This window comes from Sphingobium sp. TKS, from assembly GCF_001563265.1.
Classification (GTDB): Bacteria; Pseudomonadota; Alphaproteobacteria; order Sphingomonadales; family Sphingomonadaceae; genus Sphingobium.
This window is the reverse complement of the sequence record NZ_CP005083.1, coordinates 355,221-367,731: the sequence shown is the minus strand read 5'-3', so window position 1 is coordinate 367,731 and position 12,511 is coordinate 355,221. Positions and strand designations below refer to the sequence as shown.

Below are 12,511 nucleotides of genomic sequence, written 5' to 3'. Positions count from 1 at the left end.
AAAAGCGGATATTGAACCCGCTGCAGGCGGAGACGGAACCGCATCGCGATGGGGTAGCGAGGATAGTGACGCGAGCCTGCCTCTCGCGATGGGCCTGGTTATGCAATTGCGGGGATTGTTCGACCGTCAGCTATTACCGTTTGCGCGAGCCAAGCGATGAAGCTGCCGTCCCTCCAGTTCCGGTGCGTTACCACGAACCCGGGAGATGTACGCTCGGCCTGGCACCGCGTGGCCTCACGCGTCGCATCGATCGCCAGCCGCATGCGCCGGCCACCTACCGCGTTCGAGATGACCAATTCAATCAGGGTTCGTTCGTCGTCTGCACCCGGTCGGACGCGGTGGATCGCACATTCGACGCCGTGGGCATCCAGCGCCGCTTGAAGATGCTCGAGAGCGCGGAGCACATCCCGATCGAGTTCCGAACGAACGAGGATGAACCGTCGAGCATGGAAGATCGGGGCTGCGTACGCTTCGATCGCTGCGGCGCGACCGTCCGGCTCGCCTTCGAAGGCAACGAGCGCGAGGTAAGGACCCTCGATGTCGCTTTCGGTGCCGATCGTTCCTGTCACACGCAGCGGCGACATATTGGGGCCATAGAGCAATGGCGGCCGGACATCGGTGGCATAGAGGACGGCGAAACCGTGTATGGAATGCCCGTTGCGTGCGGTGCGCAGAAGGGAGGCGGCGGCCTCGCCATTATGTAGAGCGACCGGGTGCGTCCAGAAGTGTTCGGCAAGGCCCACGCCGGGAGCCACTTCGAAGCCGGCAGCGGCCGTCTTCAACGCTCCGAACAGGTCAACGATAGAGGGCTGATCGGGTGCGCGGGCGGGGGCTGGAATTTCATTGCAGCCCGCAGCGTCGATGAGTTCCTCCAGCAGGTTCGCCATGGAGTGGCGCGAGGATGCGGCCGCATGCCCGGGCAGCGGCGGCAGGTCGAGATCCGTTGTGAGCCGGAACAATGGGCGAGCGACCGGCGCGGCTATGGAGGCAGCGGAGGAGCGAAACTGGTCCAGATCCATCGCCACGCTCTAGCACAGCTTCATCCGCGCGTGAGAGAGGGAAGCGCCGAACAATGACAACTACGTCACTTTACCTTGCCCAGCGGTAAAGTGACACTGGTGGCAAAATCGCCAAATGACCGTCTTTGTGAGTAATTGGGGGATTCACATGAGTCTAACTTTGTGCTTGATTCGTTCCATGTTTCAGCAGGACCTTTTCGCACCTCCGCCCGCCCGCCGGACAATCGGAATACCCGATATCGTCCGCACGATCGCCGAACATTCAGCGCGTCCGCGCTACACCTTCATGGTGCTCGACCTTATTTCGCGGGTCGCCCGGGCGAATGGGCAGGCCGGGCCGCTCGTGCGCGATGGCGAGGCTCTGGTACCGATCCGTGAATGGCTGGCGACCGCGATCGCGCCGAGCGGGGCGCGGTACCATCAGCGTCGCGCGACCGCCGGCAAGGTGCGGGCGGCGCTCGCCGCGAAGGGCGAGCTGCCGGCCGACACGGCTGAAGCTGAACGGATCGTGGAAGCGCAAGTCAGCGAGCGCATTCGGGATACGGGCATGACGGCGATCAGCCGGGCCGTGTCCGAGCTGGTGCGGGCGGGTCTTATCGAACGCCACTATCAGGGTTTCCTGGTGGATCATGAGAACCGCGGGGCGCAGCGACATGCGGTCTATACGATAACGCCCGCCGTCCGGGCCGCGCTGCATCCCAACGTCGCCACGAGTGAGCATCAGCGAGACTTCTACATTCGCGGAATGCACGGCCAGCCTCGCGCGGCGGTGTCATGATAGCGCTGGAGGTTTGCCGCTCAAGCGTGACCAGAAGTCGACGTCAGTTTTTCCAGTTTGGCGAGGAAAAAGCGCTCACTCCACAGATCAAGCGACCTGAGTTCGGCCGGCCGCAGGAAACGCCGCACGTCGTCAGCGGCGGCCTTCCAGTCGATCTTCGCAATCGTGCTGCCCAGCGCTTCGTTCAGCCAGGGCATGTCGACGGCGATGTGATTATCTCCCGCCCAGGGACCGGCCTGGATGAGGGCATTGCGCAGGAGGGCCAGATTGAGCGTTACTCCCTTGGCGACATACCAGGAGAAATCGAACCAGTCCCGACCCTTGAGGAAACCCCGGCATAGCAAGGCATGAATCTTGAGAGCGAAATTGGACGGCAGATCCTGGTGCCGAACTTCGTGGTCCGCTGGAAAATCGAGATAGCTGGACGCCTCGCCCGAACCCGCAGGTGGGTTGACGTCGATCTCTAGCTTGATCCGGATCGTCTTTGGCTTACCAGCGCCCGCAAAAGACAGGTCGAGTTGGCTCGCGATGGAATCGTTCTTGATCAGCGCCTGGCGGATAGCCGTGTCCATCTTCGCCCTGGGCAGAGCATCGAGCTTCAGCCCGAACTGGCCGAACACCTCGATCAGGGTCTTGAGATAAGGCGTCCAGTCGAAGTCTGGGTCGGCCTGGCGCAGCAGGAAGTCGAGATCTTCCGAGAAGCGCGGTAGGCTGTTCAGGATGCGCAGGGACGTGCCGCCCTGGAATAGCGCGACGTCGAAGAAGTCGCCGCGCCAAAGGGCATAGAGCGCGATTTCCTGGAGGATTTCCTTGACCGCATTCTCTTCCTCTAGCGCATTGGCGGGATCGTAGCGGCGCAGTTTCTCCTGGATGATGTCAATCATGTGCTGAGCGGACCTTCCTGGCCATGACAGTGCTTTCGAGCGCGGCGAGGAAGCTGTTCACGGCCTTGTGCTTGTAGACCGGTTTCAGCTTGGCGAAATCCTTCCGTCGGAGCCCGAGGAGCATGTCCTCGTCGATCCGCATGCCATGGGTCAGCCACTCGATGCCCGCCCACTGCTGCTTGCGCAGGGCAACGAGGTCCAACAAGGCCCGCAGCGGCTGTGCGACGAAGGCGATGAGCTTGCCCATCTGCACGCGATCGACGCCGGCCAGGAACTGATAATCCGCGATAGCGAGCGGATGAAAGCTGAACGTGCCGAAGTCTGTCGTTTCAAAGCGGAGCGTTTTGCGGCCAGGCGTCACTCCCGCGGTCACAAAGACCGCTTCGGGGATCCAGCCATGATGGGCGAGCGCGCTTTCGAAAGAGACATAGCTACCCGGCATCAGACCTTGCGCAATGGCGAAGGGATGGATGGTTTCGGCCCGATAGCGCTTAGCCAGCAGGTAGGTGCCGCGCTTCACGCGGAGCAGGGAACCATCCTTGAGCGCCCGATTGACCAGGCCGTAGCGCCGGGCGTCTCCGCCGCCCAGCAGATTGCCGAGCTGGCGTTCGCTGAGGATATGATCGGCCAGACCCGCTGCCGTGATCTGTTGCGCCAGGGAGGACATGAAATTCCCGATACTTCCAATGTATGAAAGTTTCCAGAATTTTCTGACGAAGGGCGGGAAGCAGCGGAGGCACCCAGCATTGCTTAGTCTGCCCTTGATCCTGTCCAGAATATCAAACAGGAGGTTATCGCCATGAGCAAGCCTGTTACGCTCAATGTTCGGATCAGGGGCGCACTAGGCGATTTCGTCATGGCACATGTCGGCGCCGAAGGCTCCTACGAAAATGTCAGCGAATATGTCCGCGACCTCATCCGCCGGGACAAGGAACGGCTCAAGCCGAGCAGTTTGGTCGCCTCAAGGCAGAGCTTACGCAGGCATTCAATGCGCCGGAGGGCGGCTGGGCGAAATTTATGCCTGTACGCGACCGCTGGGGCGAGGCCCAAGGCGGATGCCTACATTCGCGGCCTCTTCGACTGCTTCGATCGGATCGCTAGGCGCGAAACGCGATGGCGCGCCATTCCGGCAGAATTCGGGGTCGAGGGCTTTTTCGGCCGCCATGAGCATCACTATGTCTTTTGGCGTTTCTGTCGGATGGATCCGTCGGGCATCGTGACCGTCCTGCACGCGCGTCGATATCGCGCTCTGATCAGCATTATCGGAAAAGCTTGTAAAACAGCCCCAAAAACCGCCCTCCCCGCGCGATCTGTCACTTACCATAATTGATCGTTATGGTAAGAACAAGTGCGCGGAAACAGCAGGGAAGGGCCAAAATGACGATCGCGAAAATGGCAGCGAAATCACGCGGCACAAATGTGCCGCGCCTTGTGCCGCATGAGCACAATGCCCGGCGCAAGGGCGCGTAGCAACGATGGCCGAAAAACCCGCCAGCCGTTCCGACGCCGAAATCGTGGTGGTCCGGACCAACGATGCCGCGCTGCCGACGCGATCGCCAAACGCGGATCCCGAGACCGTCGACATGCGGCTGCTGCGCACGATCGCCAGCATCGTTCCAGCGGATCTGCCGCCGATCAGCCAACTCGGACTCGAGACGACGCTGGCGGCCATGGCCGACGCGACAAAGGCGGCGATCGCCGCCGATCTCGACTGCTGGAGCGGCTGGTGCGGTGAGGAAGGCCGCTCACCGCTGCCCGCCGATCCCGAAGATCTGGTTCGCTATGTGAATGCGCTCGATGGCAGGGGCAAGAAGCCCGCGACGCTCGCGCGCCGGATCGCTAGCCTCGGCACGGTCCACCGCATGATGGGATTGGCGGGCGAAGCCGCGCCTACCGACGCACCGATGGTGCGCGCGGCGCTCAAGGCCGTCCGCAGGCGCAGAGGAGCCTTGCAGCGCCAGGCAGCGCCATTGCGGCTCGGCAAGGCACTGGACAGCCATGTCACCAAGGGATTCACCCTCGCTGCGCTTCTCGATGCCTGCGGCGGCGACCTGCAGGGGCTGCGCGACGCTGCCCTGCTATCGCTCGGATATGACGCGGGGCTGCGCGTAAGCGAACTCACGGTGGTCGAAGCTGTGCATATCGATCCCCAGCAGGATGGTTCGGCGACGCTGTTCATCCCCTTCTCCAAGACCGACCAGGAAGGCGAAGGCGCCTGGGCATGGCTGTCGGCCGAGACCATGCGGCGGGTCGGCGCCTGGCTGGAAGCGAGCGGTATCGAGGAAGGCCCCCTGTTCCGCAGGGTCGGAGTCGATCGGCGGCGCGTACGCGCCAGCGATTCTGAAACGGCGCTCGCCCGAACGACCTATTCCATCGGAACGGCGCCGCTGACACGCCAGGGCGTCAACGGCATCTACCGACGCGTCGCGCTTGCAGCATTCGAACTGGGATTGGTGAGTCTCCCCGCCAGCGAGTTGACCGCCGCGGTGCAGGCATTGTCCACTCACTCCCTTCGCGTCGGCCTGACCCAGGACCTTTTTGCTGCCGGAGAGGACGGCGCGGGAATAGCCCAGGCGCTGCGCTGGAGCTCGCCCGCTACGGCATTACGCTATGGCCGCAAGCTCGCGGTTCGCAGCAATGTCGCCGCCCGGGTCCTATCGCGCGTGCGCCGCTGACCACACTTACGCGTCCGGAATCACAGAGCTTCGGGGCGCGACAACATCATACGCGTTTTGAGATTGCCATCGGGCCTCCGATGAAGGTCAATGATGTGGCCGGCCCGAGGTGCAAAGATCATGAGTTCAGCGGCTGTCTCGTAGGATGTATTCGACCCGAAATAGCGCACCGGTCCGTGCCACTTCTGACCTTCGATGAGCCGGAGCCGGAATGTGCCCTGCGGCACCGGCACGCGAATCCGGTCATTTTTCGAGACATAGATCGAAATGGCGTGTCGGCCGGTGGTCGGGTCGATGAGCTGCACGACGGCATTGCTGTCCGCCGTCTCGACGGTGAGGAAGCTGCTAACGGGTTCGTGCATCGCCCAACTCGCCACAGTTACCGACCCTGATTCCGGAAATGGCATCGCCGCCTCGCGATCCGGCAGCCAGCCCGCCCGTTGAGCTTCGCCGTAGAGGGGGATCAGAATGAGGAGGAGGCTCAGGGCAAAGGGAATATATCGAACAGGGCTGGAACGCCTGGAGCCCCGCCAGCGTCCGCGTTGATAGTCGAAGCTTCGAATGGCCGGGTCGAACCAGGCGCCCTCCACGCGCCCGGCTCGGTCATTCCAGCGCGTGCTTCCGCTCCGCGCGCGCTGCCGCTCGCGCATATAGTCTCGATCGTCGATGCCCATGCGCGGTTATCCTCCGATTGCCCGAGGGGGCGCGTCGCCGCGGCGCTGAGTGAATTCCATGACCGCCTCCTTCAGCCCCACCCATCCCGCCGGCCTTCGCCATTGTCGCGCAGGTTGCGCCCGTCGAGCGCCGATCGGCGGATGCTGAGCTCCACTTCCCCGCCTTTGCGGGTGATCTGCACATCGCGCGGATCGAGATTGTTGCGCCTGGCATAATCGTCAGCCGCCTTCTCGCTGCCGAACTTGCCGGCCTGCTCAAATTCCCATGCCATCGTTTCGTCTCCTTCCTTTCGCCCCCGGCGCCGCGCCGGCGGCTTCATGCTACAAATCGAGGCCGAGGCTGCGCTCGGGCAGCGGCGGCAATTGTTCCGCCCGGTCGGGCTTCGGTTCGGGCTTCGCTGCCTGGTCCTTTCCGACCGGCGCTGCGGCGCCGGCGTCAGGGAGCGGGGGCAGGTCGTCAGGCAGCGGCGGGAGATCGGACAGGTCGACGCCGTCGATCGGGCCGGGATTGAAATCCTCGCGCGCCTTCGCGCCCTTGGCCATGTTCCCATCTATGTCGAGGCGGCCGACGGTTTCGAGCGAAGAGGTCTTGTTGCCCGGGTTCATGTCGAGCTGCCGTGCCAGCTTCTCCTTGTCGTCAACGATCATCGTCAGGCCGTCGCGCACGCGCGTCACGAGGACATTGAACAGGCGCTGGTTGGACAGGAAACGCTCGAATGAGGACATGACGCCGATCGCCCTGTCGGTTGTGATGCCTTGCGCCATATGCATGTTCAGCGAGTAGGCGAGGTCGAGGCGCGAGAGCATCGGATCGCCCATCGGCAGGGTCAGTTGCTCCTTGCCCGCCGTCTCTACCGTGACGCCGGAGCCGTCGACGCTCACCACCCGGGCGAGGGTGGCGTTGTGAAGCCCGCGGCCCTTGTCGTTCGCGGTCCAGCGGATGCGGTCGCCCTCGTGGATATCGAGCGGCTTTTTCTCGGAGAGCTGGAGCCGGTCCCGCTGCTCTGCCGGCGACAGCTTCTGCGGATCGAAGCGGATCCTGCGCCGTCCGTCTGCGAGGTCGACCTTGCCACTGGCATGGACCTTGAGGACATCGTATCGCCCGGCCTGGATGCCGACATCCTGCGCCCCGCCCCGACCCACCTCGAGGGTCTGGCCGGGGCGATAGGTCGACGCATAGCGCAATTCCTCGCGCGTCGTATTCACTCGATCATAGACTGTGAGCTGGAGCGCCTCGCCCTTGACGCTTCCTTCGGCGATCAATCCGGCTTGAATGCGCTTGTTGATAGTCTCGCGCGCGTCTCTGCCTGATGCGAATACGGCGGTCGCCTCACGCTCTTCCGGTGAAAGGCCGAGCCAACTATCGGCCGCGGCGGCGGCCGGATCCTTCTCTTCCACGATATGCTCGCCGAGCACCTTCATGGCGGCGCCCGCCTTTCCCACGTTCGCGAGTTCGGCGACAACCTTCAGCTTCTGCTGCTCTTCGGTTAGCGGCTGGCCCGGCTTCCCGATGCGGATATTCTGGGTCATCCGCACCATCGTCGCGCCGGCAGCCTGGATCATGGCGAAGGCCTTGCCCCAGTCGATCGAGGAGAGCTGCTGCCTGTCGCCGACGAGGACGAGCTTGTCGACGCCCATCGCCGCGCTGATCTGGTGAAGCTTCAGCATATCGCTTGCCGAGACCATCGAGGTCTCGTCCACGAGGAGCATGGTGCCGGCGAGCCTTTCCCGCGCCGCTTCATAGCGCGGCGTGTTCCGTTCGGCGATGAAGCGCTCGTGGGCGAGGACAAAGGAGGCGATCGTCTGGGCCTGGATGCCGGCGCCCTCGGCGAGATCGCCGACCATTTTGTTCTGGAACGCGAGACCCCGGATCGTACGGCCTTCGGCCTCCGCGACGCGCGAGACCGCCTGCAGCATCGTGGACTTGCCCGTGCCCGCCTTTCCCTGGATCGTGATCGTGCGATCGTCAGAGGAGAGGATCAGGGTCGCGGCGGCAAGCTGCCCGGGATTGAGTGGATGCTCCGCGACTGCCTGAAGGCGCGCGGGCGCGTCGGCAGCAGACAGGACGGGATTTGCGGCGCCATTGCCTTCCTTCACCAGGTCGAGGATCTTCTCCTCGATGCGCAGCGCCTCCTGGGTCGTCACCATCTTGCCGTCGCGGTCCGTGGCATGGGCAGTTCCCATCACGATCTGCCGATTCTGGACGAGCTGATCGATCCGGCGCTCGACGCTTTCGACGGTGACGCCTTTGAGACCGAGATCGAGCGCAGTCTTCGACACCATATGAAGCGGCCAGGCCGCCTCGCGTTCGGACAGGATGCGGACGGCCGATGCGACCGCGAGTTGCGTGCGGGCCTCTTCGGGTGACTTGACCGCGCGCGCGAGCGCATGGTCGACTAACGGGTCGTGTGGGCGAAGGAAATCGCCGAGCCGGCTGCGCGCGAGATCGATGGCATCGACGATCGCGCGATAGCCGCGCTCGAGCGGCCCGACCGCGGTCATCATGCCAGCACGCGCTTCCGCGGCCGCGCGCAGGTCCTTTCCGTCGAAACCGAGCGCAGCGGCCCGCTCGATCCAGCTTTGCCTGAGCGCGCCGCGATCCTCGACGTCGAGCTTGGGATCGCGGGTATTGATCGTGATCTGGTCGCGGCCCTTGTGGGATGTTATGCCGGTTTCGGCCGCCTTGTTGAGAATGTCCTCGCGCCGTTGGCTGAACTCCTCACGCGCGGCCTTTGGCACGCCGACGATCTCGAAGGTTCCGTGCTTGCCGCGAAGCTCTACAGTGTAGCCGATCTTCTCGAGCGCCGTCCGCAGGTAGCTGTGGTAAATCGCGCCGATGATGCTGTTGTGGCTCCAGATCTTGTCGGCGTGAAGGGCTTGCCACTTGCCATCGGGCATCTGCGTCATGTTGCCGATCACAGCGTGAATATGGCCCTGCGGATCGAGCGCCCGGCTGGTATCGTGCTGGAAGAGCGCATAGACGAGATTGCCGGTCTGGACCGGAACCTTGCGGCCGTCGACGTCGCGCCGGCCTTCGGCAAGGTTCTTTTCGACCCAGGCCATCGTCTGCTTGACGGCCGCCATGTTGGCGGAGAGCACGCGCTTGTCGCCGGCGACATAGGCCATCACCGACGCGGACTTCGGCATCGAAAAGGTAAGGTCGAGGCCGTGCCGGCGGTTCTCGACCTGGGCGACCCCTTCCCCGCTCGGCAGGAACCCGTTTAGAATCCCTTCGAAGGCGTCCTTCGACACCTCGCCAGAGAGACCAGCGATGTCGGCCCCTTCCCCTGCCCAGGCGCTGACCTCGGACGAATCCTCGACGGTGTAATAGTCGTCCTTCGCGAAATAATTCGCGGACCCGGCGGCCGAGCGGATCGGGGCGACGGAGAGCATCAGATGCCCATATCGAGATCGTTGTCGTCACGGCCGGCCGAGAAGTCCTGACGCAGTTCGGCGAGCGTCTGATCCTCGACCTGGGGCGTCCCCTGACCCTGCCGATGGCCATCGCTCCGATCGTCGCGATCCCGCGCCGCAACAGCCTGCTCGTCTGATCGGGCCGGTGCCGCGGGCGCCTTTTCGGCGCTTTCACCCTTTACCGATCCCTGATCACCGCGGTCGTCCGTGCCCTGCGCCGCCCGTGCCGCCGCGTTCCCCTCTTCTTCTGCTTCCGCCGACAATATCCCGGCGGCCAAATCCCGCGCGAGATTGGGAGATTCCAGAATCTCGTCGATCACCAGCAACGAGCCGTCCCGCCCGCCGGCTTCCCCTGCCCCATCCTCCTCGAACGCCCCTTCTCCGCGCCTTGATCGAACGGGTTGAACATTGGCGCGAGGCATGAAGCCCTCGGCGACAACGGGGTATCGTTTCCATTCGAGCTTGATCCGTCCTGCGGGGAATCCGTCCGGATATTTGACATATCCGTGAAGCGCCGGAAGGTTGGTGATGTCGTCGGGAAGGACAAGCGGTTCGACCTGCTTTCGCGGAGTCAGCGTCGAAGCGTCGCGCGTGTTGTTATAGCCGTAAGAATAGGCCTCATCCATCTGGCGAACCTCACGGTTTCCGATGTAGAGGGAGCATTCTTCGGCGGTCTTATATTCGCCGGTGGCGAGGATCAGCTTGGTGCGTGCTAGCGAAGCAAGATTTCGAGCGCCTTCTTCGCCGTAGACCTCGACGAGCTTCGGAAAGCTGTGGAGGCCGAGGAGCATTGCTCCGCCAAAATTGCGTGCGGTCTGAAGTCCCTTCTCGATGGCCGGCAGACGGTGGAGCGCGGCGAGTTCGTCGAACACGAACCAGGTGCGCAGACTGTTCGTCCGCGGCATCGACATGAGGCTCGTGATGGACAGGTTCGTCCAGAGCGTCAGGAGCGGACGGTTCAGCTCCAGGTCCTCATAATCGGAGGTGATGAAGAGGATGGCGCCGGGCCTTTTGTCGGCCGTCATCCACCTGCGAATGGAGTAAGGCTCGCCCTCGTCGGGGAGGAACCGCAGGACCTGCGCATTGGTATTGAAGACAGCCCGGATCGATTCCGCCATCCGTGCAGCTTCCGGGGCGGTCAGCGGGTCCGCGATTGTGTTGGCCAGATAGCGGTGCACGCGCTTCAGGTCGGCCGTCATCAGATTGTCGGAGAGAGCGAGATTGGTCGTTTGGCCGCGCTCGCGGAGCTTGATGCACATTTCGATGAAGAGAGTGCGCGCGGCGAGCGCCCAGAAGGGCTCGGACGATCCGCCGTCGGACGGAACGAGAGAGGCAGCCGCTGCCGTGAAATGACTGTAGCTCGTGCAGTCGTTGAAGATGGTCCAGGCGGGACAGCGCTGGTCCATCGGGTTGAGGATCGTGTCGCGTTCCGGGTCGTAGAACGCTTCGACGTAGGCGCCCGTGAGGTCGAAAACGACGGCGTTGTCCTGGCGCTGGCGCATCTGCACAATCAGATCGCGAAGCTGTGTCGTTTTCCCGGCGCCGGTCGTTCCGAATAGCATCGCATGCGACTGCTCGAGCCGATGGGGGAAAGGGATGTCGGCGAGCTTGTAGGGATGGTGGATTCCGGCTGCCTTGCGCACGGCGAAGGGAAGCGCGAGGACGTCCCGCGGCGACTTCCCGGGAAAGAGTTCGACCGCCTCGGTTTCGAACTTCTCGCGATTATATTCATTGATCTCGTTGAGAAGGATATCGTGGTCGACAAGCATGGCGCCGCGTTCATGCCGTTCCTGAAGGATCGCGCGGCCGCGTCGATGCGAGATGTCGATGAACCAAATGGTCAACGGAATGGTGATGAAGGCCGAGATGAGGAACGCGCCCAACAGTCCTCTCATGGCGACGGTCCATGCCCTGATCACCTCGGGGATGTAGGGGACTGCCGGCATCACGGTGCGAAGGACGTCTCCGCTGGGAAGCGTGACGTTGACGCGCTTGTTCGGATCGAGGTCGATCCAGTTCCACAAGGCCGAATAGAGCTTCATTCCGATGAGCTGGACGCCGTGCTCGTCGAGCTTCACGGCGAGGATGAGGCAGAAGGCTATGAGGAAGACAAAAAACCATAGCAGGAAGGGCAGCTTCGCGCCCGAGAACCACATCAGCATCTCGTGCGTGAGGAGCTGGCTTCCGCGCGTGAAATTGCCTGAGTTGCGCTGCACATTTCCGCGCGCGCTGTGATGAATGAGGGGGATGTTGCGCCCGTTCGATCGAATGTCCTTACGCGCCATGGTAGGTCTCCAGACGCTTGTCGGTTTCAGCGAGGATGCGATCGCGATATTCGGGGAATTGCTCGCGGATGATGATGTCGAGAGCGAGGTGCTGAAACTCGTTGATCCGCGCGAGCCGCCGCTGGCTTCCAGCGAGAATCTGGCCGGCTCCAAGGAAGGCGTCGACCGCGTGCCGGATGAGGTCTGAGGCGGTGCATTCGCGCTCGGCCGCGATCGCGACTAGACGGTCATATTTGCTGCGGTCGAGCCTGACCGTGCAATGCTTGTTGGGGGTCATCAAAACCAGGCCTCCTAGCAGGGAGGCTGGTGGGGTCTCAGAAACCTGCCCGTCTTATAGTTCAGCCATGCCCGCATGGCAAGAATTCTCGATCTGGCGAGCGGCCCGTGTTCTCGCGTAACACACTGAAATGCCCGCAAAATAGCGGTTTGCGTGTGGGCGCCACATGCGTCCCACAGGCGAACACGCGCGGTTTTCGCCTCATCTTCTTGAAAACGCGAAGAAAGCTCCTGCACCCTGGTGCGTAGGGTGTGCTGCTCTGTACCAGGGCAGATCTCCACCCTCGGGTCGTCATGTGACACAGATGGTCTGGGATGAAAAATGCCTTCGGCGGGGCGCCTCGCCGTCCTTTGGACGGAACGGCGTGCAAGGCGTGATTACGCGAAGCGAGACTGCCAGTCTGCGCGTCTTAGCGTTGTGAACGACGCTGATGGGATTTGTTTGCACGAGGAAAAGTGCACCGAAAAACATCGGCGACGTTCCGCTTTCGAGGCCGGTCGCGAGA

At 63.0% G+C, this 12,511-nt stretch carries 11 protein-coding genes; 3 read left to right on the top strand and 8 right to left on the bottom strand.

Annotated elements, in window-relative coordinates:
* Window positions 1-98: 98 nt before the first annotated feature.
* On the bottom strand, window positions 99-887 hold the full coding sequence (locus K426_RS01805) for a hypothetical protein (protein ID WP_145907144.1): 789 nt from the start codon (window positions 885-887) through the stop codon (window positions 99-101).
* A gap of 310 nt (window positions 888-1,197) precedes the next feature.
* Here K426_RS01805 and K426_RS01800 point away from each other — a divergent pair, with 310 nt between their 5' ends.
* Window positions 1,198-1,797: a hypothetical protein gene (locus K426_RS01800; RefSeq protein WP_020818480.1), complete on the top strand. Its 600-nt coding sequence runs from the start codon at window positions 1,198-1,200 to the stop codon at window positions 1,795-1,797.
* A gap of 20 nt (window positions 1,798-1,817) precedes the next feature.
* Here the strand turns inward: K426_RS01800 and K426_RS01795 are convergent, their stop codons facing one another.
* Both K426_RS01795 and K426_RS01790 read right to left on the bottom strand, forming a co-directional pair.
* Entirely contained in the window at window positions 1,818-2,681 is an 864-nt protein-coding gene (locus K426_RS01795) for a nucleotidyl transferase AbiEii/AbiGii toxin family protein (protein WP_020818479.1), read from the bottom strand.
* Window positions 2,674-3,348: a type IV toxin-antitoxin system AbiEi family antitoxin domain-containing protein gene (locus K426_RS01790; protein WP_020818478.1), complete on the bottom strand. Its 675-nt coding sequence runs from the start codon at window positions 3,346-3,348 to the stop codon at window positions 2,674-2,676. The genes K426_RS01795 and K426_RS01790 overlap by 8 nt, the downstream gene beginning before the upstream one ends.
* A 132-nt stretch (window positions 3,349-3,480) precedes the next feature.
* On the opposite strand from K426_RS01790, the gene K426_RS32305 reads away from it, so the two are divergent.
* Together K426_RS32305 and K426_RS01780 are read left to right on the top strand one after the other, a co-directional pair.
* Window positions 3,481-4,011: a ribbon-helix-helix domain-containing protein gene (locus K426_RS32305; protein WP_063619123.1), complete on the top strand. Its 531-nt coding sequence runs from the start codon at window positions 3,481-3,483 to the stop codon at window positions 4,009-4,011.
* Window positions 4,012-4,156: 145 nt separating this feature from the next.
* Window positions 4,157-5,356, top strand: coding sequence for a tyrosine-type recombinase/integrase (locus K426_RS01780; protein WP_020818477.1), 1,200 nt, complete (start codon window positions 4,157-4,159; stop codon window positions 5,354-5,356).
* 20 nt (window positions 5,357-5,376) lie between these two features.
* Here K426_RS01780 and K426_RS01775 read toward each other — a convergent pair whose 3' ends face one another.
* From K426_RS01775 to K426_RS01755, 5 genes are all read right to left on the bottom strand, one after another.
* Window positions 5,377-6,030, bottom strand: coding sequence for a hypothetical protein (locus tag K426_RS01775; RefSeq protein ID WP_020818476.1), 654 nt, complete (start codon window positions 6,028-6,030; stop codon window positions 5,377-5,379).
* Window positions 6,031-6,101: 71 nt separating this feature from the next.
* Window positions 6,102-6,302, bottom strand: a complete 201-nt coding sequence (locus K426_RS01770) for a hypothetical protein (RefSeq protein ID WP_020818475.1) — start codon at window positions 6,300-6,302, stop codon at window positions 6,102-6,104.
* 49 nt (window positions 6,303-6,351) lie between these two features.
* Window positions 6,352-9,423, bottom strand: coding sequence for a MobF family relaxase (gene mobF / locus K426_RS01765; protein ID WP_020818474.1), 3,072 nt, complete (start codon window positions 9,421-9,423; stop codon window positions 6,352-6,354).
* Window positions 9,423-11,729 (bottom strand): type IV secretion system DNA-binding domain-containing protein, encoded by a 2,307-nt coding sequence (locus tag K426_RS01760; RefSeq protein WP_020818473.1) that lies wholly within the window; start codon window positions 11,727-11,729, stop codon window positions 9,423-9,425. The genes mobF and K426_RS01760 overlap by 1 nt, the downstream gene beginning before the upstream one ends.
* Window positions 11,719-12,009, bottom strand: a complete 291-nt coding sequence (locus tag K426_RS01755) for a hypothetical protein (RefSeq protein ID WP_025160433.1) — start codon at window positions 12,007-12,009, stop codon at window positions 11,719-11,721. The genes K426_RS01760 and K426_RS01755 overlap by 11 nt, the downstream gene beginning before the upstream one ends.
* Between the last annotated feature and the right edge of the window lie 502 nt (window positions 12,010-12,511).